General features: G+C 74.7%; 24 protein-coding genes. 8 read left to right on the top strand and 16 right to left on the bottom strand.

Annotated elements, in window-relative coordinates:
- Positions 1-197: 197 nt before the first annotated feature.
- The 4 genes from GJR97_RS04450 to GJR97_RS04465 all read right to left on the bottom strand — a co-directional run bounded on the left by GJR97_RS04450 (position 198) and on the right by GJR97_RS04465 (position 2,540).
- The gene (locus tag GJR97_RS04450) at positions 198-617 is read right to left on the bottom strand and encodes a DUF1304 family protein (RefSeq protein WP_154345334.1); all 420 of its coding nucleotides are present in this window, start codon (positions 615-617) and stop codon (positions 198-200) included.
- A 275-nt stretch (positions 618-892) separates the two neighbouring features.
- Complete coding sequence (locus tag GJR97_RS04455) at positions 893-1,150, bottom strand: DUF6510 family protein (RefSeq protein WP_154345335.1); 258 nt, start codon at positions 1,148-1,150, stop codon at positions 893-895.
- Positions 1,150-1,950, bottom strand: coding sequence for an FAD-binding oxidoreductase (locus GJR97_RS04460; protein ID WP_324613151.1), 801 nt, complete (start codon positions 1,948-1,950; stop codon positions 1,150-1,152). The genes GJR97_RS04455 and GJR97_RS04460 overlap by 1 nt, the downstream gene beginning before the upstream one ends.
- Positions 1,947-2,540, bottom strand: coding sequence for a sulfite oxidase-like oxidoreductase (locus GJR97_RS04465; protein ID WP_154345336.1), 594 nt, complete (start codon positions 2,538-2,540; stop codon positions 1,947-1,949). The genes GJR97_RS04460 and GJR97_RS04465 overlap by 4 nt, the downstream gene beginning before the upstream one ends.
- A gap of 127 nt (positions 2,541-2,667) precedes the next feature.
- Here GJR97_RS04465 and moaA point away from each other — a divergent pair, with 127 nt between their 5' ends.
- Positions 2,668-3,735, top strand: coding sequence for a GTP 3',8-cyclase MoaA (moaA, locus tag GJR97_RS04470; RefSeq protein ID WP_154345337.1), 1,068 nt, complete (start codon positions 2,668-2,670; stop codon positions 3,733-3,735).
- The gene (locus GJR97_RS04475; protein ID WP_165307226.1) at positions 3,728-4,009 is read left to right on the top strand and encodes a MoaD/ThiS family protein; all 282 of its coding nucleotides are present in this window, start codon (positions 3,728-3,730) and stop codon (positions 4,007-4,009) included. Before moaA ends, GJR97_RS04475 begins: the two co-directional genes overlap by 8 nt.
- Before the next feature lie 25 nt (positions 4,010-4,034).
- On the opposite strand, the gene GJR97_RS04480 is transcribed toward GJR97_RS04475, so the two are convergent.
- From GJR97_RS04480 to GJR97_RS04495, 4 genes are read right to left on the bottom strand one after another with little or no spacing between them, the layout of a single operon-like run.
- Positions 4,035-4,496: a molybdenum cofactor biosynthesis protein MoaE gene (locus GJR97_RS04480; protein ID WP_154345338.1), complete on the bottom strand. Its 462-nt coding sequence runs from the start codon at positions 4,494-4,496 to the stop codon at positions 4,035-4,037.
- Complete coding sequence (gene moaCB / locus GJR97_RS04485; protein WP_154345339.1) at positions 4,489-5,553, bottom strand: bifunctional molybdenum cofactor biosynthesis protein MoaC/MoaB; 1,065 nt, start codon at positions 5,551-5,553, stop codon at positions 4,489-4,491. The genes GJR97_RS04480 and moaCB overlap by 8 nt, the downstream gene beginning before the upstream one ends.
- A complete protein-coding gene (locus tag GJR97_RS04490; protein WP_154345340.1) occupies positions 5,550-6,746 on the bottom strand; it encodes a molybdopterin molybdotransferase MoeA in 1,197 nt (398 codons plus the stop codon). The genes moaCB and GJR97_RS04490 overlap by 4 nt, the downstream gene beginning before the upstream one ends.
- A complete protein-coding gene (locus tag GJR97_RS04495) occupies positions 6,746-7,867 on the bottom strand; it encodes a HesA/MoeB/ThiF family protein (RefSeq protein ID WP_154345341.1) in 1,122 nt (373 codons plus the stop codon). The genes GJR97_RS04490 and GJR97_RS04495 overlap by 1 nt, the downstream gene beginning before the upstream one ends.
- A gap of 188 nt (positions 7,868-8,055) precedes the next feature.
- Here GJR97_RS04495 and GJR97_RS04500 point away from each other — a divergent pair, with 188 nt between their 5' ends.
- From GJR97_RS04500 to GJR97_RS04515, 5 genes are all read left to right on the top strand, one after another.
- Positions 8,056-8,724: a GNAT family N-acetyltransferase gene (locus GJR97_RS04500; protein WP_154345342.1), complete on the top strand. Its 669-nt coding sequence runs from the start codon at positions 8,056-8,058 to the stop codon at positions 8,722-8,724.
- A 102-nt stretch (positions 8,725-8,826) separates the two neighbouring features.
- On the top strand, positions 8,827-9,243 hold the full coding sequence (locus tag GJR97_RS04505; protein WP_154345343.1) for a TOBE domain-containing protein: 417 nt from the start codon (positions 8,827-8,829) through the stop codon (positions 9,241-9,243).
- A gap of 29 nt (positions 9,244-9,272) precedes the next feature.
- Positions 9,273-10,085 (top strand): molybdate ABC transporter substrate-binding protein, encoded by an 813-nt coding sequence (gene modA / locus GJR97_RS18080; protein WP_229275986.1) that lies wholly within the window; start codon positions 9,273-9,275, stop codon positions 10,083-10,085.
- Positions 10,082-10,933, top strand: coding sequence for an ABC transporter permease (locus tag GJR97_RS18085; protein WP_407643571.1), 852 nt, complete (start codon positions 10,082-10,084; stop codon positions 10,931-10,933). Before modA ends, GJR97_RS18085 begins: the two co-directional genes overlap by 4 nt.
- The gene (locus GJR97_RS04515; RefSeq protein ID WP_154345344.1) at positions 10,930-11,688 is read left to right on the top strand and encodes an ABC transporter ATP-binding protein; all 759 of its coding nucleotides are present in this window, start codon (positions 10,930-10,932) and stop codon (positions 11,686-11,688) included. Before GJR97_RS18085 ends, GJR97_RS04515 begins: the two co-directional genes overlap by 4 nt.
- Before the next feature lie 4 nt (positions 11,689-11,692).
- Here the strand turns inward: GJR97_RS04515 and GJR97_RS04520 are convergent, their stop codons facing one another.
- The 3 genes from GJR97_RS04520 to GJR97_RS04530 all read right to left on the bottom strand — a co-directional run bounded on the left by GJR97_RS04520 (position 11,693) and on the right by GJR97_RS04530 (position 16,187).
- A complete protein-coding gene (locus GJR97_RS04520) occupies positions 11,693-12,175 on the bottom strand; it encodes a SixA phosphatase family protein (RefSeq protein ID WP_154345345.1) in 483 nt (160 codons plus the stop codon).
- A gap of 101 nt (positions 12,176-12,276) precedes the next feature.
- Positions 12,277-13,272: an arginase family protein gene (locus tag GJR97_RS04525; RefSeq protein ID WP_154345346.1), complete on the bottom strand. Its 996-nt coding sequence runs from the start codon at positions 13,270-13,272 to the stop codon at positions 12,277-12,279.
- A gap of 41 nt (positions 13,273-13,313) precedes the next feature.
- Positions 13,314-16,187 carry a cation-translocating P-type ATPase gene (locus tag GJR97_RS04530; RefSeq protein WP_154345347.1) on the bottom strand — a complete coding sequence of 958 codons (2,874 nt, stop codon included), beginning with the start codon at positions 16,185-16,187 and terminating at the stop codon, positions 13,314-13,316.
- A gap of 88 nt (positions 16,188-16,275) precedes the next feature.
- Between GJR97_RS04530 and GJR97_RS04535 the strand changes: the two genes are divergently transcribed.
- Positions 16,276-16,647, top strand: a complete 372-nt coding sequence (locus tag GJR97_RS04535) for a nuclear transport factor 2 family protein (RefSeq protein ID WP_154345348.1) — start codon at positions 16,276-16,278, stop codon at positions 16,645-16,647.
- Positions 16,648-16,683: 36 nt separating this feature from the next.
- Here GJR97_RS04535 and GJR97_RS04540 read toward each other — a convergent pair whose 3' ends face one another.
- The 5 genes from GJR97_RS04540 to mobA all read right to left on the bottom strand — a co-directional run bounded on the left by GJR97_RS04540 (position 16,684) and on the right by mobA (position 20,612).
- Positions 16,684-17,196, bottom strand: coding sequence for an HAD family hydrolase (locus GJR97_RS04540; RefSeq protein WP_324613152.1), 513 nt, complete (start codon positions 17,194-17,196; stop codon positions 16,684-16,686).
- Entirely contained in the window at positions 17,193-17,954 is a 762-nt protein-coding gene (locus GJR97_RS04545; RefSeq protein ID WP_154345349.1) for a GntR family transcriptional regulator, read from the bottom strand. Before GJR97_RS04545 ends, GJR97_RS04540 begins: the two co-directional genes overlap by 4 nt.
- Before the next feature lie 111 nt (positions 17,955-18,065).
- Positions 18,066-18,497, bottom strand: a complete 432-nt coding sequence (locus GJR97_RS04550; protein WP_154345350.1) for a hypothetical protein — start codon at positions 18,495-18,497, stop codon at positions 18,066-18,068.
- A 31-nt stretch (positions 18,498-18,528) separates the two neighbouring features.
- Positions 18,529-19,713 carry a molybdopterin molybdotransferase MoeA gene (locus GJR97_RS18680; protein WP_324613153.1) on the bottom strand — a complete coding sequence of 395 codons (1,185 nt, stop codon included), beginning with the start codon at positions 19,711-19,713 and terminating at the stop codon, positions 18,529-18,531.
- On the bottom strand, positions 19,710-20,612 hold the full coding sequence (gene mobA / locus GJR97_RS18100) for a molybdenum cofactor guanylyltransferase (RefSeq protein WP_154345352.1): 903 nt from the start codon (positions 20,610-20,612) through the stop codon (positions 19,710-19,712). Before mobA ends, GJR97_RS18680 begins: the two co-directional genes overlap by 4 nt.
- Positions 20,613-20,646 lie beyond the last annotated feature (34 nt).

Below are 20,646 nucleotides of genomic sequence, written 5' to 3' on the forward strand. Positions count from 1 at the left end.
ACGTCGGGTTGAGGGATCGGTGGGGCACGTTCGCCGCAGGGTCAATCTGGCTGCTCGTGGGGTGTTTCTGTGAACAGAAGGTCGCCGCGGCTCGAACAATCCGAGCAGCACCAAGCCGAGCCAGTATTGCAGCGGGCCTGGCACCTTCCTCATGCTGGCGAATGGAGCGCGCCGGCACGCGCGTCGATGTTCCGACGCTACGAGCGCACCGCCGACCCGGCATCCGTTCTCGCACGGCGGTCGCCGACGATCACCGCGATGAGCACGGCGGCCGCTAGCCCGGCCTCGCCGACTCCGCTGGTCCAGAGTTGGGGCTCGGAGATGACGAGGGTGATGCCGAGCAGCACGTGCAGCGCGCTCGTGTAAAGCACGATGGTGCGGCCCGCGGCGACTCGACCGGTGTTCACGAGGACGAGGGCGACGATGAGCCCGGTGCCCATGAAGATGTTGTAGAAGCCCACGTTCACCGTCCACAGCCGCACGGCGTCGTACTCGCCGGGCTCGATCAGGAAGATGGCGTGCAGCTCGGGGCTTCGGAAGAAGAAGGCCTCCATCACGCCGACGGCGATGAGTGTGAGCGCCTCCAGGGCGGCGAGCACCTGCGCGACCTTGTTCATGCCGCACAGTATGGCGCGGCGCCACCCTCACCGCATCAGCTCAACTGTCTCGCAGCTCAACGGCATATGAGGTCGGGTTCAACGCGACGGGCCAGCACTCTTCAACGCTGTCGGACCATTGCCGACAGAAATGATGCCAGGTGACGTAGTGGCGGCAGATGGGTCACCAAATGCACCGAAGGTGCTGGTCTTCTGGCGCCACCTTTGAGACGGAACGGCGAGAGGGGCGCGTAACGCTCACCGTTTGACGATCGCGCGCCGGGCGGGCCATTCGGCTAGCGCCGCACCTCGATCGCGGTCACCCCGCCGAAGTCGATCCACGCTCGCTCGCCGGTGTCGACGAGCACCGCGAGCACGTTGTCGCACGTCGCGCACCGCACCACCGTGCCCGCGCCGCTGACGTAGACCATGGCCCGGGCGAGCTCCGCGACGGTGCCGCACGCCCTGCAGCGGCCGGTCGCCATCGTGACGTCGAAGGAGAAGAAGTCGGCGAGCGGTCCGGCGATCGCGTTGCCGTCGACATGGCCGGTCATCAGGTGCCTCCGAAGCGCTCGGTGCGGATGTCGCGGGGGTCGTGCCCGAGGTCGATGAGCCACGACGCGACGAGCTCGACGAAGCCGGTCGAGCCGCAGACGTACACGATCGGACGATCGCCGGCGGGGATCGTCGCGTCGGCCAGCCGCTCTCGGGTGATCCGACCGGGCGGCGTCGCCGTCCCCGGCGGCGTGCGCCGCGAGTAGACGAAGTCGAGCCGGAGTGGCGCAGGCGCCGCGGCGATCGCGGCGAGCTCGTCGGCGAAGTAGACGTCGTCGGGCGTGCGCACCGCGTAGAGGAGCCGGAACGGCGTCGGATCGTCGGCATCGGCGTGCGCCTGGGCCATCGCGTACAGCGGGACGACGCCGGACCCGCCGGCGATGAGCTGCACGGGACGGGCCGCGTCGCGCTCCGTCCGAGGGCGCCACACGAAGAACGCCCCGAGCGGGCCGTGCACCTCGAGGCGGTCGCCGGACTGCACCACGTCGACCAGGAACGGCGAGACCTCGCCGTCGGGAAGCCTGTCGATCGCGAGCACGACGCGCGTGCCGTCTCCGGAGGACGCGATCGAGTACGAGCGGCTCGCGGTGTAGCCGTCCTCGGCGGTGAGGCGGATGTCGAGGTGCTGACCGGCCGCGTTCCCGGGCCATCCGTCGACGTCGAGCTCGATCCGCGCGGCGCTCGGCGTCTCGCGGCGGGTCGAGGACACGGTGGCGACGTGCCATCCGGCCCTCGGCACGGTCGACGACGGACCGATCACCGCGGCCGACGACCCGGCCGCACCGGTCGAATCGGTCACCAGTACCGCTCCTCCTTCCACGGGTCGCCCCGCAGGTGGTACCCGTTCTGCTCCCAGAACCCGGGCTCGTCGTCCTCCATCATCTCGAGCCCCCGCACCCACTTGGCGCTCTTCCAGAAGTAGAGGTGCGGCACGAGCAGCCGCGCAGGACCGCCGTGCTCGGGGTCGAGCGGCTCGCCGTCGAACTCGATCGCGATCCAGGCCTTGCCGTCGAGCAGGTCCTCGAGCGGCACGTTCGTCGTGTAGCCGCCGTAGCTGTGCGCCATCGTGTACGCGTAGTCGGTGTCGACGTCCTCGAACAGCGTGTCGAGGGCGACCCCGCGCCATCCGGTGCCGAGCTTCGACCAGTGCGTGACGCAGTGGATGTCGGTCGTGACGTCCTCGATCGGCAACGCCGTCAACTGGTCCCAGCTCCACGAGTGCTGGGCTCCCGATTCGGTGCGGATCGTGAACTCCCACTCCGCGGTGTCGACCTCCGGCGTCGGACCGGCCGACAGCACCGGGAAGTCGCCCACGAGCGTCTGCCCCGGGGGAAGCCGATCGTCGCGCTCGCGTGAACGTCCTGAGAAGCCCCTGGTGATGAACGACATGGCGTCCCCTCCCCGTCGGTCTCACGATAGTGAGGGCGGGCACGGATGTCACCGGTCGATCCGCTTCGTCATCTTCACGAAACGTGAGACGGGCGCGCGCCGGCGAACCGCTGCGTAGGGTGGGGACATGGCTGCCATCGCGCTCGGCATCCCGGCCGTCCGCCGGGGTGGCTCCGACGTGCCGTCGATGGCGGGCCGACCGGATGTCCCGGGGCTCGTCGACCGCTTCGGGCGCGTCGCGCACGACCTCCGGATCTCGATCACCTCGGCGTGCTCGCTGCGCTGCACGTACTGCATGCCCGCCGAGGGCCTGCCCGTGATCCCCCGCGATGAGCTCCTGTCCGCCGGCGAGATCGGTCGCCTGGTCGGCATCGCGGTGCACGAGCTCGGCGTGCGCGAGGTGCGCTTCACCGGCGGCGAGCCGCTCACGCGCGGCGACCTCGTCGAGATCGTGCGACGCAGTGCCGAGGCGGCACCGGGCACGCCGCTCGCGCTCACCACCAACGGCATCGGCCTCGACAAGCGCGCCGAGGCGCTGCGCGACGCGGGGCTGTCGCGCGTGAACGTCTCGCTCGACACCCTCGACCGCGAGCACTTCGCCCGACTGACGCGGCGCGACCGGCTGCCGGCCGTGCTCGCGGGGATCGCCGGCGCCCACCGGGCGGGACTCGGGCCGCTGAAGGTCAACGCCGTGCTCATGCGCCAGACCCTCCACGACGCCCCCGCGCTGCTCGAGTGGGCGATCGAGCACGGGTGTCGCCTCCGCTTCATCGAGCAGATGCCGCTCGATGCCGACGAGGCCTGGCGACGCGAGCACATGGTCGACGCCGAGGAGCTGCTGGCGGTGCTGGGGGCGCGCTTCGCGCTGACGCCGGTCGGGCGCGAGGACCCGGCGGCGCCGGCCGAGGAGTGGCTGGTCGACGGCGGCCCGGCGACGGTCGGGATCATCGCGTCGGTGACCCGCCCGTTCTGCGGGGCGTGCGACCGCACGCGTCTGACCGCGGAGGGCTCGGTGCGGTCGTGCCTGTTCGGCGACGACGAGACCGACCTGCGCGGGCTGCTGCGCGCGGGTGCGGGAGACGACGAGATCGCCGAGGTCTGGCGTGCGGCGATGTGGGCGAAGAAGGCCGGGCACGGCATCGACGACGTCGACTTCGTGCGTCCGGTGCGGACGATGGGGGGCATCGGTGGCTGACACCGCGACGACCGGAACCACGACCGTGCTCGTGCGCTACTTCGCCGCGGCGGCCGAGGCGGCCGGGGCCGAGGAGGAGCGGATCGACGTGCCGGGCGACGGCGGCGCCGCCACGGTGGGCGCTCTCGCCGACCTGCTCGTCGCGCGTTACGGTCCGGCGATGGCGCGCGTCGTCGCCAACGGCTCGTTCCTCGTCGACGGCGTGGTGCGACGCGACCGCGCGGCCTCGATCGGCGCGCAGGTCGACGTGCTGCCGCCGTTCGCGGGCGGCTGACCGCCGAGCCGGGCGACGCCGGCCGTCAGAGGTTCACCCACTCGCTCGTGCCGCCGTCGAGGTGCTGCCGCTTCCAGATCGGCGTGCGCTCCTTGATCCGGTCGACGAGCAGGGCGCACGCGGCGAACGCCTCGGCGCGGTGCGGTGCGGCGACGGATGCCACGAGGGCGACGTCCCCGATCCCGAGCGCGCCGACGCGATGCGCGGCCGCGACGGCGAGGCCCGTCTCGCGCGCGACCTCGATGCACGTCTCCCGCAGGAACCGCTCCGCGTCGGGGTGCGCCGAGTAGTCGAGCGCCGACACGGTCTCGCCGTGGTCGTGGTCGCGGATCACGCCCTCGAACGTGACGAGCGCGCCGTCGCGCCGCGAGAGCACGAAAGCCTCGACGGCCGCGCGGTCGAGCGGAGCGTCGGTGACGACGGCGTAGACGTCGGGCACGGCGGCGTCGGGCGACGGGGCGTCCGCCGGCGGACGCTGCTCAGGCATGCGGCGCTCCCCCGTGCTCCATCCGCTCCGCCTCGCCGACGGGCTCGTCACCCCCGGCGCCCGTGATCGGGCGCCCGGTGTGGTCGCCGCCGGCGACCTGGTCGACGAGGTGCGGGAGGAGTTCGTCGAGCACCGCGAGACCGTCGGCGACGCCGCCGCGTGAGCCGGGGAGGTTCACGACGATGGTGCGTCCGGCCACGCCGGCGAGGGCACGGCTGAGCGCCGCCGTCGGCGTGGCGGCGCGACCCGCGGTGCGGATCGCCTCGGCGACGCCCGGCAACTCCCGGTCGATGACGGCGTGCGTCGCCTCGGGCGTGCGATCCGTCGGGCTCACGCCCGTGCCGCCGGTGGTGAGCACGACCGCCGGCTGCTCGTCGACGGCGGCGCGCAACGCCTCCGCGATGTCGGCGTCGGCGACCACGAGCGGCTCGGCCGCGTCGAATCCTCGCGAGCCGAGCCATCCGGCCATCACCGGGCCCGTCGTGTCGTCGGCGGTACCGGCCGCGGCCCGGGTCGACGCGACGAGCACGATCGCCCGCCGCGAGGCGCCGTGCGGCGCCGGCGCCTCGCGCTCGGACGACGGTTCCGCATCGGCCCGCCACACGCCCCGCTTGCCGCCGCGCTTCTCGACGAGCCGGATGCCGCCGAGCTGCGCGGCCGGGTCGACGGCCTTGACCATGTCGTGCAGCGTGAGCCCGGCGACGGCGACGGCGGTCAGGGCCTCCATCTCGACGCCCGTGCGCCCGGTGGTCGAGGCGGTCGCGCGGATCGTCACCGCCGACTCCTCGAAGCCGAAGTCGATCGACACCGCGTCGAGCGGGACGATGTGCGCGAGCGGGATCAGCTCGCTCGTGCGCTTGGCCGCGGAGATGCCGGCGATCCGCGCCGTCGGCAGCACGTCGGCCTTCTTCAGTCCGTCGGACCGCACGAGGCCGACGACCTCGGCCGTCGTGTCGAGTCGGCCCGCCGCGATCGCGATCCGGCGCGTCACGAGCTTGCCGCCGACGTCGACCATGCGCGCGCGGCCGTCGTCGTCGAGGTGCGTGAGCTCGCTCATAGGAACACGGTATCGACCTGGTCGCCGGCCGCCAGTGCCTCGACGTCATCCGGGATCACGATGAGCAGCTCGGATGCCGCGAGCGCGGCGACGAGATGCGACCCCGGTCCCCCGACGGGCAGGGCGAGCCCGCCGTCGGTGCGGGTCCCGCGGAGGAACTGCCGCTTCCCCGGAACGGAGCGGACGGCGTCGGCGAGCAGCATCCGTTCGGTGCGCGCCGGCGGCAGCCCGGCGATCGCGCGGAGCGACGGAGCGACGAACAGCGCGAAGGAGAGTTGCGCGCTGACCGGGTTGCCCGGGAATCCGATGAGCGGCACCCCGCGGTACACGCCGGTGGCCTGGGGTCCGCCGGGCTGCATCGCCACCGAGCCGACCCACGCGCCGAGCGGCTCGATGAGTTCGCGCACGACCTCGTACGCGCCCTGCGAGATCCCGCCGCTCGTGAGGACGAGCTCGGCCCCCGCGTCGATCGCGGCGTCGAGTTCGGCACGGAGTCGGGCGACCTCGTCGCGGACGCGTCCGGCATGCACGACGACGGCCCCGCACGCGGCGACGGCGGAGCGCAGTGCGACGCCGTTCGCGTCGGGCAGTTCGCCCGGTCCGAGCGGCGCGCCCGGTTCGACGAGCTCGCTGCCCGTGCTGACGACCGCGACGCGGACGCGCTCGCGGACGAGCAGCTCGGTGAGTCCCGAGGCCGCGGCCGCCGCGAGGTGACGCGGCGCCAGTCGGATGCCCGCTGGCAGCACGTCGTCGCCGGCGACGAGATCGGAGCCGGCGGCGCGGACGTACTCGCCTGTCGAACGGGCACGGAGGACTCGCACCAGCTCGGAACCGTCGATCGCCTCCGTGTCCTCGACCGGCACGACCGCGTCGGCCCCCTCCGGCACGGGCGCTCCGGTCATGATCCGCACGGCGGTCCCGGCCGCGAGCGGAGCCGGCGTGCCGGGTGCCGCCGCCGACTCGCCGACGACCGGAAGCTCGACCGGGGCATCCGCGACGTCCGCCGCCCGCACCGCGAGGCCGTCCATCTGCGCGTTCCGGAAGGGCGGCAGGTCGATCGGCGACTCGGCGGGCGAGGCGGTGATGCGACCGAGCGCATCGCCCACCGCGACCCGCTCGGTCGGCCTGGCGCCGAGCGGGGCGAGCAAGGACCGCACGAACCGGGCGTGCTCGTCGAACGGGATCCGCGTCATCAGTACCTCGTCAGTTCGGGGTCGACGGCGAGCGACCACGCGTCGATGCCGCCGGTCAGGTTCCGCACCTCGGCGAACCCGGCGCCGATGAGGTGCTCTGCGGCGAGTCGCGAGCGCACGCCGAGGTGGCAGTACACGACGACGGATGCCGCGGGGTCGAGCTCGCCCGTGCGGGCGCCGAGCTCGTGCAGCGGGATCAGGATCGAGCCGGCGATCGCGACGAGGTCGGCCTCCCACGGCTCGCGCACGTCGAGCAGCAGCGGGGGCGCATCGGAAGCGAGCTCCGCGGCGAGCGCGGCAGCGTCGACCTCGCCGGGCGTGGAGGACCCGGAGGGCGCCGAGGGCGCAGACGGCGCGCTGGGCTCGACGCCCGTCGGCGTCCGGGTCCGGTCCGGCGCGTCATCCGCTCGCGCGTACGCGATCTCGCGAGTGCGACCGGCCAGCGCGTCGTAGACCGCGACCCGCCCGAGCAGCGGCTCGCCCAGCCCGGTCAGGAGCTTCAGCACCTCGCCGGCCATGAGCCCGCCGGTGACGGTGCAGACGGTGGGGAGGATGCCGTCGATCTCGCAGCTCAGCCCCGCGTCGGCCGGCGGCTCCGGGAAGAGGTCGCGGTACGACACGCCCCGCGCCTCCCACGACACCCCGACCTGGCCGGAGAACCTCGCGGCCGAGCCCCAGACGAGCGGGATCCCGGCGCGCGCGGCGGCGTCGTCGGCGATGTACCGGGTGAGGATGTCGTCGGTGCCGTCGACCACGAGGTCGGCACCCGCGAGCAGGTCGTCGGCGTCGCCCTCGTCGAATCGTGCGCGCACGGCCCGGACGTCGGCGCCGGGGCCGAGGAGCAGCGCGGCATCCGTCGCCGAGTCGACCTTGGCACGCCCCACGTCGGCGTCGTGGTGGAGCGTCTGGCGGTGGAGGTTGGTCGACTCGACGACGTCGTCGTCGACGAGGGTGAGGCGACCGACGCCCGCCGCGGCGAGCGCTGGGACCACGGCGCTGCCGAGCCCGCCCATGCCGAGCACCACGACGTGGGCTCCGGCGAGCCGGCGCTGGCCCGCCGCGCCCATGCCCGGGAGCACGCGCTGCCGCGCGAACCGCGGCGAATCGGGATCGATGGGCATGGCTCGATTCTCGCAGCAGGGCTAGGCCATCGGGTCGCCCGGGGCAATCCCTGTCATCCTCACAGGAACGCCGCATACCGTCGAGGGCAGACCGTGCCGGTGAGGGGCCGCGGTCCAGCGCCGCGCGACACCGACTTCCCGGTCTTGCGCGGTGCGGACGAATGCGGGAGCGTGAAGAGGGGGCCTCGATGAGCCGCACGACAGGAGCACCGCCCGGCGCCGGGCGAGACGGGTCGAGAGACCCGTCGACCGACGTCGTGCGCCTCCTCCGCGACCTCGTCCCGCAGCGCCCGCGGTTCCTGCGCGGGCCGCGTATCCCCGACGGGGTCCGCTCCCCCGTGATCGTGACGGAGCGCCTCCGGCTGCGCCCGCATCGACTGGCCGATGCCACGGCCTGGTACGAGTTGCAGTCCGATCCGGCCGTCGTCGAGCACCTCTCCTGGCCATTGCGGACCCGCGCCGAGTCATTCGTGCACCTGCTCAACCGCACGCACCACACCCGGCTCGAGCAGCGCGACGACTTCCTCGCCCTCGCGGTTCTGCTCGACGACCGGCTGATCGGCGATGCGTCGCTGCACCTGCGATCGCTCGACCCGGCCGCACGCCGGGTCGAGGTCGGCTGGGTGATCGGTCCGCGCTGGCAGGGCAAGGGCTACGCGTCCGAAGCCGGCCTCGCGATGCTCGGGTTGGCGTTCGACGAGTTGGGGGCGTCGGTGGCCGAGGCGCACATGACACCCGGCAACGTCGCCTCGAAGGCGCTCGCGGAGCGGCTCGGCTTCGAGGAGATCGCGAACGATGGCACGACCCGCGTGCTGGCCATCGACGCGGAACGGTACCGAGCGCTGCGGGGCGGCTGACCCGGCGCGGATCGTGCGCCCCGACCCGATCGGGGGCGGGCTGGATCGCCTCCGCAGATGCGGGTACGCTCGCAGTATGGCCACGCATTCGCGGTGGGAAGCATGACCTCGTTCCGCATCAGCGAGGCCGCCGCGCTGCTCGGGGTGAGTGACGACACGGTCCGCAGGTGGGCCGACGCGGGTCGCCTCGAACTCGAACGCGGCCCGAACGGCATGCGCATGGTCGCCGGGTCAGAACTCGTCCGGCTGCTCGGCGACGAGCCCGACGGCGGTGCGCTCGCCCAGGCCTTCCCGCTCGCGCGCGCCTCGACCCGCAATCGCTTCGTGGGCCTCGTCACCGCCGTCGAGCGCGACGGCGTGATGGCCCAGGTGGAGCTCCGCGCGGGACCCTTCCGCATCGTCTCCCTCATGAGCCGGGAGGCCGCCGACGAGCTCGGGCTCGAACCGGGCATGCTCGCCGCCGCGAGCGCGAAGGCCACCGTGGTCTCGATCGAACTCCCGGGCGGGGTCGACGCGTGAGCCGACGCGCTCGGCACGACGGGCGACGGATGCTCCGCTCCCGCGTCGCCGCGGTCGTGCTCGCCGCCGCGGGGCTGGCCGGGCTCACGGCATGCGCCGGCGGCTCCGGCGGCTCCGGCACCTCGGCCGAACCGTCCGGATCGGCGGACCCGACGGTCGTCGCGGTCGAGTCGGGGACGATCACGGTGTTCGCGGCCGCGTCCCTCGCCGAGGCGTTCGAGGAGCTCGCCGATCGGTTCGAGGAGCGGCACCCCGAGGTCGACGTCGTCCTGAACCTCGGCGGGAGCGCCGCGCTCGCGCAGCAGATCGTCGCGGGCGCACCGGCCGACGTGTTCGCCGCGGCCGCCGAACCCCCGATGGCGAGGGTCGTCGACGCCGCGCTCGCCGACGGTGCCGCCGTCTTCGCGACGAACACCCTCGAGCTCGTCGTGCCCGCGGGCAACCCGGCCGGCATCACCGGCCTCGCCGACCTCGCCCGCGACGAGCTGCGGATCGCGCTGTGCGACGAGAGCGTGCCCTGCGGCGCGGCCGCCGCGTCGCTGCTCGACGCCGAGGGGGTCGACGCGGCTCCCGACACGCTCGAGTCAGACGTGAAGGCCGTGCTCACCAAGGTCGCCCTCGGCGAGGTCGACGCGGGGCTCGTCTACGTGACGGACGTCCGCGCGGCCGGCGACGCCGTCGAGGGCGTCGAGGTGCCGGCCGCGGCATCCGTCGTCAACCGGTACCCGATCGCCGACCTCGTCGATGCGCCGCATCCGGCGGCAGCGGCCGCGTTCCGGGACTTCGTCACGGGCCGGGAGGGCCGCGACGTGCTCGAGCGGTTCGGGTTCGGCGCGCCGTGACCGCACGGCAGGCACCGCCGCGCGCACCCGTACGACGGGGCGCCCGCCGCTCGCACGACGGCCTCGCGTGGCCCGTGGCACTGCTCGCCGGCGTGGGGCTCGCGGTGCTCGTGCTGCCGCTCGTGGCGCTCGTCGTGCGCGCCCCGTGGGGCGAGCTCGGGGCGCTGCTCGCGCGCGAGTCCGTGCTCGAGGCACTCGTGCTCTCCCTCGGCACCGCGATCGTCGCGACGGGCGCGTGCCTCGTGCTCGGGGTGCCGCTCGCGGTGCTGCTCGCGCGCGCCGCGTCGTGGCCGGCGCCCGGACGGCGCCTGCTGCGGGCGGCCGTGACGGTGCCGCTGGTCCTCCCACCCGTCGTCGGCGGGATCGCCCTCCTGCTCCTCCTGGGCCGCCGCGGGGTGCTCGGGGGCGCGCTCGCCGACCTGTTCGGCATCACCGTGCCGTTCACGACGGGGGCGGTGGTGCTCGCGCAGGTCTTCGTCGCGCTGCCCTTCCTCGTGTTCGCGGTCGAGGGCGCGCTGCGCTCGGCCGATCGGCGCACCGAGCTCGCGGCGGCGACGCTCGGGGCGTCGCGCTGGCAGGTGTTCCGGCACGTCACGCTGCCGCTCGTCGCGCCGGGGGTCGCCGCCGGCGCCGTGCTCTGCTTCACGCGGGCGCTCGGCGAGTTCGGCGCGACGATCACGTTCGCCGGGTCGCTGCCCGGCGTCACCCGGACGCTGCCGATCGCGAGCTACCTGGCGATGCAGACCGATCCCGACGAGGCGATCGCGCTCGCGCTCCTGCTGCTCGCCGTGTCGGTCGGCGTGCTCCTGCTCCTCCGCGACCGCTGGCTGCCGGGGGTGCGCGGATGACGGCGGCGACCCCCGCGCCGCGGCCCGGGCGGTCCGACGCGCGCCCCGCGCTGCACGCGGAGGTGACCGTGACGCGCGGCTCGCATCGGGTCGAGGCGGCGTTCGATGCGCTGCCGGGGCATCCGCTCGCCGTCATCGGGCCGAACGGCGCCGGCAAGTCGACCCTGCTCGCCGCGATCGCGGGCCTCGTCCCGATCGACGCCGGACGCGTGCGCATCGGGTCCCGCGACGTCGATCGCCTCCCGCCGGAACGACGGCGGATCGGCGTGCTGTTCCAGGACTACGTGCTGTTCCCGCACCTCACGGTGCGCGACAATGTCGCGTTCGCGGCGCGCATGCGCGGGTCGCGGCACGCCGCCCGCTCCGCCGCCGAGCCCTGGCTCGCGCGCTACGGCCTGGCCGAGCTCGCCGAGCGGCTGCCCGGTGAGCTGTCGGGTGGGCAGTCGCAGCGCGTCGCGCTCGCCAGGGCGCTCGCGGCCGAGCCCGAGGTGCTGCTGCTCGACGAGCCGATGTCGGCGCTCGACGTCGAGCTCCGGCACGAGATGCGGGCCGAGCTCGCCGCGCACGTGCGGGAGTTCGGGGGCGCGACCGTGGTCGTGACGCACAGTCGAGCGGATGCCGCGACGCTCGCCGACCACGTCCTCGTCCTGGAGTCGGGCCGCGTGACGCAGCGGGGCACGCTCGACGAGCTCGCCGCGGCGCCCGCGACACCCTACGTGCGACGGATGCTCGCCCGCCCCGACGACGCGGACTGAGCGCTCAGCGCGGCGTGTCGAGGTGCACCGCGACCGCTGCGGCGTCGGCCACCTCGGGCCACGACCACACCGCGAACCGGAACTCCGCGACGGCGCACGTGGGCATGTGCTCGATCTCGCCGGACAGCCGGTAGGCGAGGACGGACATGCCCGGGTCGTGTGCGACGACCATCGCGGTGCCGATCTCCTCGTCGAGCTCGGCGACGACGCCCAGGATCGTGTCGGGGCCCGCGCCGTAGAGGCGTTCGTCGAGCACGAGCACGTCGGCGGGCAGGGCGAGGGCGTCCGCCATCGCCTCCGCCGTGGTCCGGGCCCGCACGGCGGTGCTCGATCGGATCGCCTCGGGCACGACCCCGCGTTCGCGGAGCCTGACCGCCATCGCGGGGGCGTCGTGTCGACCGCGGTCGTTCAGCGGTCGGTCGTGGTCGGCGAGGGTCGGATCGCCCCACGCCGACTTCGCGTGACGCACGAGCACGAGGGTCTTCATGGGGCGAGTCTGCCACTGCGGGCGTGCCGCGTCGCGGGCAGGACGCCGTTTCGACCGGGCCGTGCCGGGTCGGCCGGGTCCGGGCCGCCCGCCGGCGTGCGCTACGCCGACCCGATCGCCGTCGGCTCCGCCGGACCGGGCACCATGCGACGTGCGACGCCCGCCGCGAACTCGAGCACGCAGAGCGCCGCGAGCCGCACCGTGCGCCCGTCGGCCGCGTCGGCGGTCGAGTCGATCTCGACGAGGTCGGCGCTCCGCACGCGGGGGTCGGATGCCGCCGCCCGCACGAGCGCGCGGAGCTCCCACGCCGCGAGGCCGCCGGGCACCGACGCGGGGCACGCGGGCACGACGGATCGATCGCACGCGTCGACGTCGACGTCGAGGTGGACCGGCCCGCCGGCCGCCCCGGCGATCTCGAGCGCCTCGGCCATGGCGAGGTGGGGGAGGCGGTGGTGCAGTTCGTCGCGGTGGATGACGGTGATCCCGAGGTCGGCCGCACGCCGCGCGTAGGCGGCGGAGTTCGCGAAGTCCTGGATGCCGATCTGCACGATGCGGCTCGGGTCCAGTCCGGCCTCGACGAGCCGGCGCACGGGCGACCCGTTGGAGACGCCGTCGCGGAGGTCGTAGTGCGCGTCGATCGTGACCAGTCCGGCCGTGCCCAGGTCGGCGCCCCAGGCCCCGAGCGCCGTCGCGAACGTGACCGAGTTGTCGCCGCCGAGCGCGACGAGCGCCTCGGACCGCGCGAGCACCTCGCCGACGCGAGACCGCGTGCGGGCCTCGCCCGCCTCTCCGTCGGGCTCGTCGATGTCGCCCGCGTCGACGAGGTCCAGCTCGCCGAGGTCGGCGCCGCCCGCGAGCGGCGAGTCGAAGGGGTCGCGGGAGCGGTCGGGGACGAGCGCCGGACTGTACCGCCGCAACGCCTCGCGGATCGCGGCGGGCGTCGCGTGCGCGGCCGTCGGGGAGAGCGACGTGCGCCAGGCGGGCACGCCGATGATCGCGAGCGCCGCCCGCACGTTCCCCGGCAGTCCGTCGAACGCCGGCCAGTCGCCCGCACGCGGCCAGAGGGGATCGTGCGAGAGTGCGGCGGACTCGGTCATGGTGCCGACGGTAGCAACGACGGATGCCGCGGGCCCATGCGTCAGCGCGGCCGCGTGTCTGGGATCCCGGACGTGCGGGCGGGGGCACCTGCCGCGCCGCCCGTCCGGCGACGCGCCACCATCCGGATGGCGAGCTTCCGCAGCTCCTCCACCCACAGCACCGACGAGGCCATCGCGACGCAGACGGCCCACTGCCCGGCATCCAGCGACATCGTGCCGAAGGCGACCTGCAGCGGCGGCCACGACACGACCGCCGCCTGGAGCACGACGGCGAGCGCGACCGCGCCCCACAGCCAGCGGTTCGCGAAGACCCCGCGGAACGCGCTCGACGTCGCCGACCTGGCGTTGAACGCGGTGAACAGCCCCGCGAACACCAGAGTCGTGAACCCGGCGGTGCGCGCCGTCTCGAACGTGTCGGTGCCGCCCGGGATCACCCCACCGGGCAGGAAGGCGTCCATCGTGAGCAGCGTCGCGATCGCGATCACGATGCCCGTGGTCGCGATGCCGACCCACATGCCGAGGTCGATCGCCCGATCGTGCAGGCCGCGCGGCGGCCGCGCCATGACGTCATCGACCTCAGGGTCCACGCCCATCGCGAGCGCGGGGCCCGAGTCGGTGACGAGGTTGATCCAGAGGATCTGCGTCGCGAGCAGCGGCAGCACGACCGCCTCGTCGGAGGCGCCCGCGAAACCGAGCGCCCCCGCGAACACGACGCCGAGGAACACCGTGAGCACCTCGCCCATGTTGGAGTACAGCAGGTAGCGCAGGAACTTCCGGATGTTGTCGAAGATCACCCGGCCCTCGCGGACCGCGTGCACGATGGTCGCGAAGTCGTCGTCGGCGAGGACCATCTTCGCCGCCTCCTTCGTGACCTCGGTGCCCGTGATGCCCATCGCGATCCCGATGTCCGCCGACTTCAGCGCGGGCGCGTCGTTCACGCCGTCCCCGGTCATCGCGACGACCAGGCCCTCGGCCTGCAGGGCGTCGACGATGCGGAGCTTGTGCTCGGGCGCGACGCGAGCGAACACGGACACCGTCCGCACGGCGTCGCGCAGCTGCCGGTCGTCCATGCCGTCGAGTCGCGCGCCCGGGAGGGCGATGCCGTCCTCGTCGATGATGCCGAGGTCCCGCGCGATGCGCGCGGCGGTCGCCGGGTGGTCGCCCGTGATCATGACCACGCGGATGCCGGCGGCGCGGGCCTCCGCGATCGCGGGTCGCACCTCGGGCCGGGGCGGGTCGATGATGCCCACGACCCCCGCGTACACGAGGTCCTCCTCCGCGGTCTCGTCGAGCCCCGCGGCATCCGCCCGCCCGTCGTCGCCGGCGAGTTCGGGCGCCGGTCGGTACGCGACCGCGAGCGTGCGGAACGCCTCCTCGGACAGCGCCTCGATCTCCGCGAGGGCGTGGGCGCGGCGCACCGCGTCGAGCGGCACGACCTCGTCGCCGACCCGGAGGCGCGTGCAGTGCCGGAGCAGCACGTCCGGCGCGCCCTTGCTGAGCACGACGACGTCACCGCCCTCGTGCCGGTGCGCGGTGGACATCATCTTGCGCTCCGAGCTGAACGGCACCTCGCCCACGCGCCCGTAGCGGGCCGCCTCCTCGGCGGTGCCGGCGATCTTCCTGGCGGCGACGAGGAACGCCGCCTCGGTCGGGTCGCCCTCGATCTCCCAGGCGCCGTCGCGCTCGGCCAGCTGGGCGTCGTTCGCCAGCGAGCCGGCGCGGAGCACGAGCTGCGCCTCGGCGCGCAGCGGCCCGTCGGCGAGCGGACGCCCCCTCGACGTGGCCGCACCCACGGGGGCGTAGCCCACGCCGCCGAGGTCGACGACGCCCGAGGCCGTGACGATCCGCTGGATCGTCATCTGGTTGGTCGTCAGGGTTCCCGTCTTGTCGGTGCAGATGACGGATGCCGACCCGAGCGTCTCCACGCTCGAGAGCTGCTTGACGACGGCGTTCCGGCGTGCCATCCGCTGCACGCCGAGGGCGAGCACGAGCGACATGATCGCCGGGAGCCCCTCGGGCACGGCCGCGACCGCCAGCGAGACGCCGAGGAGCAGGACGGTCACGAACCCGGAGGGCGTGTCGACGCCCTGGACGATGGTCACGGTCAGCATGACGACGATCGCGATCGCGATGACGATGCGCCCGAGCATGCGGCCGAGATGCCCGACCTCGACCTGCAGCGGCGTGGGATCCTCGACGGTCTCGTCGAGCATCGTCGCGATCGCGCCCATCTCGGTCGACATGCCCGTCCCCGTCACGATGGCCCGCCCGGTGCCACGGCTGACCGCGGTGCCGGCGAACACCATGTCCCGGCGGTCGCCGAGCGGCACGCGCCCCTCGAGCGTCGACGGGTCCTTCTCGACGGGCTCGCTCTCGCCGGTGAGGGATGCCTCGGCGACGCGGAGCGCCGTCGCGCGCACGAGCCGCGCATCCGCGCCGACCCGGTCGCCCTCGGCGAGCGCGAGCACGTCGCCGGGCACGAGGGCGTCGCTCGCGACGGTCCGGAGCTCGCCGTCGCGGAGGACCGTCGAGTGGGCTCGGGTCATCACGGCGAGCGCGGCGACCGCGCGCTCGGCGCGGGACTCCTGCACGAGCCCGAGCACGGCGTTCAGCGCGATGATGGCGAGGATCACGAGCGCGTCGATCGGCCAGCCGTGCGCCCCCTCGATGAGCCACGCGACGACCGAGACGACGACCGCCGCCAGCAGGAGCAGGATGAGCGGGTCCGCGAGCTGGGCGACGACCCTGCGCCAGAACGGCACGCGCCGAGCGGGTCGCAGCTCGTTCGGGCCGTGCGTGCGGAGCCGCTCCCCCGCCTCAGCTGCCGCGAGCCCGACATCGGGGTCGACGCCCAGGCGATCGGCGACCTCGGCCGGATCCTCGCAGGCGGGATCGAAGTCGCGGGGGCTCGCCATGCATCCATCGTGCGCACGCCCGCCGGCGGCACGCAACGGCCGAACGACCCCCGGCGCGCGTCGGCGACCGACGGCGTAGGCTCGCCGCATGGAAGACGAGTCCATCGCCGTGCTCGTGACCGGTGCGGAGCGCCGACTGCTCGAGCCCGAGACCCGACGGGACCCCACGGCCCTCGAGGACCTGCTGCACGAGACGTTCCGCGAGATCGGACGCAGCGGGCGACTGTGGACGCGGGACGAGCTGATCGACGTCATGACCGGGCCCGACGCGGTCGACGTGCAGTCAGCGGTCGTGACCGGGGAGCACGTGGAGCTCGTCGGACCCGACCTGGCGCTGCTGACCTACACGCTCGACGCCGACGGCATGCGCAGCCGCCGCAGCTCGCTCTGGCGGCTCGCGGGCGGGCGGCCGAGGATGCTCTTCCACCAGGGCACGCCGCTCGGCCCGCACGTCGGCTGACCGCGCATCGCCGGCGGCGGCGACGGCACGCCGGCGTCAGCGCACCGGCGCCGCCGGCACGGGGAGCGCCACGAGGTCGTTCACGTCGGTGAGGATCGCGTCGTGCATCACCGACGCGAGCTCCGGCCGACGCGCGGCACCGCTCAGGACGCCCACGACCCACCCGGCCCCGGCAGCGCGGCCCGCCTCGAGCATCGCGACGGAGTCCCCGGCGACGAGCACCTGGCGCACGTCGAGCGTGCCGACGAGTTCCATCGCGTGGTGCACGGCGAAGGGCGCGGGCGGGGCGGATGCCACGTCGTCGACGGCCACGACGGCGTCGACGGCGTGCGGGGTGCGGAGCTCGCCGGACACCGACCAGCCGAGGCCCGCGAGCGCGTCGACCGCGGTGCGGTGCGGACCCTCGCACACCAGCACGACGCGCACGCCCCTGCGGCGCAGCTCGGCGACCGTCGCCGCGACGCCCCTGACGAGCACCGGCGGCGCCGCGGCATCCGTCGACCGTCGGACCACCGCGCCCTCGAACGCCAGCACGACGAGGGTGATCACCGGGCCGCCTCGACGGGGTGCGATCGCGTGAGCGGAGTGCGGCGGTCGACCTCGTTCTCGATCGTGAAGGTCGCGAGCTCCGGCCGGTACCGGTCGTCGGCGTAGGCGAGGGGCCGACGCGCCGAGTCGAACGTGATGCGGCGCTCGCGGAGGAGCGGGCTGCCGGCCTCGACCTCGAGGAGCTCCGAGTCGAGGGGGTTCGCGGCGACCGCGTCGATCGTGTGCCGTGCACGCCGAAGGTCGACCCCCCGCGACACGAGGTGCGCGTGCAGTGACCCCCGATCGCAATCGAGGTCGTCGAGCAGCGCGCCGATCTCGGGCGGGAACGAGCTGCGCTCGACCATCGTCGGCACGCCGTCGAGCAGTCGCACGCGAACCACCTGGGTCACGGTCGCGCCCTCGTCGAGCCCGAGGAAGCCCGCGACGGTCGAGGGGGCCGGCCGGGCGCCCGCCTCGAGCGTCCGCTGCCCCGGGTCGCGGCCGATCGCGCGCGCCCATTCCGTGAACGAGGTGAACGTCGAGAACGGCTGCGTCGGCACGACGCGCCCGACGAGCGGGGGCCGCCCGCGGCCCCCGACGACGTATCCCTCCTCGCGCAGCACGGCGAGCGCCCGGCGCACGGGGCCGCGGCTCGTCCCGAACTCGCGGCACAGCGCCGCCTCGCTCGGCAGTCGCATGCCGGCGGTCCAGTCGCCGCGCCCGATGCGCTCGCGCAGGGTGTCGTGCACCCGCTCATGGAGCGGCACCTCGGTGGACATGCCTCGACCGTACGGAGTCGGCACGGGCCTCGGGGTGGGCACGATGCGACGGGACGGTGAAGCTTCGGTGAATCGCGGGCGAACCGCTCCGGAGCGCGTTCGGGCGGTGCCTCAGCGCACGTCCGGGGTGAGTTCCCTCGCCCTCCGGAGCACCCGGACGAACGCCTCGAGGTCGAGTCGATCGAGGCTCGGGACGGCGACCGCGGCGGAGCCGACCTTCACGCGTCCGAGCTCGGACGCGTGACGCTGGACGAGGTAGCCGCCGCCCTCCGCAGCGTTGACGTAGATGCTGAGGTGCTTCGCCTGATCGGCGAGGCCGACCAGGAACCAGTCCACCGACCCACCGCGGGGGCGGGGCTGGGCGATGGCGCCGTAGCCGATGATCTCCTGCTCGGTGCCGCCCCAGAACACGCCCCGCCACAGCACGCGCTCGAGCCCGGCGAACTCGGCGGCGATGACCCGGTCGAGCTCGCGCATGGCGTCGGCGCGGTCGCCCTCGAGGGCCGCGAGGTATGCGTCGATGTCGCGATCGGTGCGCTCCATGTCCCGATCCTCCCACTCGCCGCCGACCGGATCAGCCCGTCCAGGGCAGTGCCAGCGCCTCGACAGGCTCACCGGCCGCGACGCCGGCCGGCGGCACCACGAGCACGACGTCCGCAGCGGCGAGCCCGCGCAGCATGCCCGAGCCGAGGTGCGCGACGGGCGTCGCCTCCGCACCGGCGAGCGTCGCCGGCACGAGGCCCGTCGAACGGGCGCGGCCCGGGAGCGTGTTCGCCGCGACCACGGTGCGGGTCGACGCGTCGACACCCGTCCACGCCGACAGCAGCGGCGCACCGAGGGCCACGAGGCCGAGCAGCGCCGCGAGCGGGTTGCCGGGCAGTCCCAGCACGAGCCGGTCGGGCATCCGCGCGAGGAGCGTCGGGCCTCCGGGCCGGATCGCCATGCCCGGGACGAGGAGCGCCGCACCGGCGGCGGCGAGCGCCGCCCGCACGTGGTCGGCGCTCGAGCGCCCCGTGCCTCCGGTGGTCAGGACGAGGTCGATGCCGCCGGCCGAGAGGGCGACCCGGGTCGCGTCCTCGTCGTCGCCGACGCGGTGCACGGCGACGACGTCGCCTCCGAGGGCCCGCAGCACGGCCGGGATCGCGACCCGGAAGCTGTCACGCACCTGCCCGGGCCCGGGAACGCCCGCCTCGACGACCTCGTCCCCCGTCAGGACGAGGGCGACGCGTACCCGTCGCCGAACCGCGAGTGCGTCGGCGCCGGTCGCCGCGGCGAGCGCGATCCGCGGTGGCGTGAGCACCGCGCCGGCCTCGAGGAGCCGATCCCCGGGCGCCGCCTCCGCGCCGGCGGGGCGGATGTGCCGTCGCCCCTCGACATCGTGCCGCCCGGTCTCGCCAACCGACTGGAGCACGCCGTCGGCGACGCTGCCCGCCTCCGCGCGGAGCACGGCCTCCGCGCCATCCGGCACCGGGGCGCCCGTCACGATCTCCACCGCCTCGCCCGCGGCGAGCACGGGCGCATGGCCGGGACCTCCGCCCTCGACTGCCGCGTCCTCGCCGAGCCGCCACGGCCCCGCCCCGCGGACGGCCCACCCGTCCATCGCCGCCGACGCGAAGTGCGGCAGCGGGATCGCGGTGACGAGCGGATCGGCGAGCACTCGACCGAGCGCGGACGCGAGCGGCACGCGTTCGGCACGCGGCGGAGGCGCCGCCGATCTCGCGAGCGCCCGCGCCTCGGCCCAGGCCACAGGTGCGCTCACGAGCCGGCGAGCCGGCGCAGCCGTTCGAGCACGTCGGCCGCGGCGGCACCCGGATCGGCACCCGACGCCGCGGCGACGCCCGCGGCGTAGCCCGCGAGGTAGGTCGTGACGGGGGCGGCGGGCCGGACGACCGCGTGCGCCGCCACGCCTGCCACGCCGAGCACGCCGTCGAGGTCGAGCGGTGCGTCCGCGATGTCGAGTTCCGCACGCACCCGGTCGGCCCATTCCGCCAGCACCCGGTGCAGGTCGTCCCGGTCGCTCATGTCGTCGCTCCCTCCGTCGTGCGGGCCGCCCGTGCGGCCGGTGCCGGTCGCACCGGCGGCGCGGGCATCGGCCCACGTGTCCACGTCCATCGTGGCCCGTCCCGCCAGTCGGACGTCGGCCAGGCGCAACGCGGCGACCAATCGGCGCATCGATGCGCCCGCGAGCGGGCCCGCGCCGGCGATCGCCGCGTCGAGCGCGCGGCGGCGGACGACGCTCGTCAGGTACTGGGCCCGCCCGTCGTCGTCGACTCCCTGCACGCCGTCGATCCGCTCGGCGTCCGACCCCGCGAGCGCCGCGAGGAGCGGCCCGATCGCCTCATCGGCGAACGGCTGGTCGCCCGCGAGCAGCAGCACCGCGTCATCCCCGACCTCGGAGTCGGGCGGCAGCGCGGCCACGCCCGCCGCCACCGCGGCCGCTGGGCCGGAGAACGGCGGCTCCTCCCGCACGACGACCACGTCGGCCGGCAGCCGCGAGACGCCGACCTCGCCGACCACGACCCGCCGACGCGCCGCGCCGGCCGCGGCCACCACGCGCTCGAGCAGCGTCCGCCCCTCGACGCGCAGGTCGCCCTTGGCGATGCCGCCGAGCCGCTCGGCACGCCCGCCCATGAGGATCACCGCATCGACCACGACCACCCGTTCACTGTAGATCGCCCGGTCCGGGTCGGGG

The sequence above is a fragment of the Agromyces kandeliae genome (genome assembly GCF_009674665.1).
In the GTDB taxonomy this organism is placed as follows: Bacteria; Actinomycetota; Actinomycetes; order Actinomycetales; family Microbacteriaceae; genus Agromyces; species Agromyces kandeliae.

Excerpts from the sequence above, each read along its gene's own strand:
- GJR97_RS04450 (WP_154345334.1), bottom strand. The coding sequence starts at position 617 with ATGAACAAGGTCGCGCAGGTGCTCGCCGCCCTGGAGGCGCTCACACTC.
- GJR97_RS04455 (WP_154345335.1), bottom strand. The coding sequence starts at position 1,150 with ATGACCGGCCATGTCGACGGCAACGCGATCGCCGGACCGCTCGCCGAC.
- GJR97_RS04465 (WP_154345336.1), bottom strand. The coding sequence starts at position 2,540 with ATGTCGTTCATCACCAGGGGCTTCTCAGGACGTTCACGCGAGCGCGAC.
- moaA (WP_154345337.1), top strand. The coding sequence starts at position 2,668 with ATGGCTGCCATCGCGCTCGGCATCCCGGCCGTCCGCCGGGGTGGCTCC.
- GJR97_RS04480 (WP_154345338.1), bottom strand. The coding sequence starts at position 4,496 with ATGCCTGAGCAGCGTCCGCCGGCGGACGCCCCGTCGCCCGACGCCGCC.
- moaCB (WP_154345339.1), bottom strand. The coding sequence starts at position 5,553 with ATGAGCGAGCTCACGCACCTCGACGACGACGGCCGCGCGCGCATGGTC.
- GJR97_RS04490 (WP_154345340.1), bottom strand. The coding sequence starts at position 6,746 with ATGACGCGGATCCCGTTCGACGAGCACGCCCGGTTCGTGCGGTCCTTG.
- GJR97_RS04495 (WP_154345341.1), bottom strand. The coding sequence starts at position 7,867 with ATGCCCATCGATCCCGATTCGCCGCGGTTCGCGCGGCAGCGCGTGCTC.
- GJR97_RS04500 (WP_154345342.1), top strand. The coding sequence starts at position 8,056 with ATGAGCCGCACGACAGGAGCACCGCCCGGCGCCGGGCGAGACGGGTCG.
- GJR97_RS04505 (WP_154345343.1), top strand. The coding sequence starts at position 8,827 with ATGACCTCGTTCCGCATCAGCGAGGCCGCCGCGCTGCTCGGGGTGAGT.
- modA (WP_229275986.1), top strand. The coding sequence starts at position 9,273 with ATGCTCCGCTCCCGCGTCGCCGCGGTCGTGCTCGCCGCCGCGGGGCTG.
- GJR97_RS04515 (WP_154345344.1), top strand. The coding sequence starts at position 10,930 with ATGACGGCGGCGACCCCCGCGCCGCGGCCCGGGCGGTCCGACGCGCGC.
- GJR97_RS04520 (WP_154345345.1), bottom strand. The coding sequence starts at position 12,175 with ATGAAGACCCTCGTGCTCGTGCGTCACGCGAAGTCGGCGTGGGGCGAT.
- GJR97_RS04525 (WP_154345346.1), bottom strand. The coding sequence starts at position 13,272 with ATGACCGAGTCCGCCGCACTCTCGCACGATCCCCTCTGGCCGCGTGCG.
- GJR97_RS04530 (WP_154345347.1), bottom strand. The coding sequence starts at position 16,187 with ATGGCGAGCCCCCGCGACTTCGATCCCGCCTGCGAGGATCCGGCCGAG.
- GJR97_RS04535 (WP_154345348.1), top strand. The coding sequence starts at position 16,276 with ATGGAAGACGAGTCCATCGCCGTGCTCGTGACCGGTGCGGAGCGCCGA.
- GJR97_RS04545 (WP_154345349.1), bottom strand. The coding sequence starts at position 17,954 with ATGTCCACCGAGGTGCCGCTCCATGAGCGGGTGCACGACACCCTGCGC.
- GJR97_RS04550 (WP_154345350.1), bottom strand. The coding sequence starts at position 18,497 with ATGGAGCGCACCGATCGCGACATCGACGCATACCTCGCGGCCCTCGAG.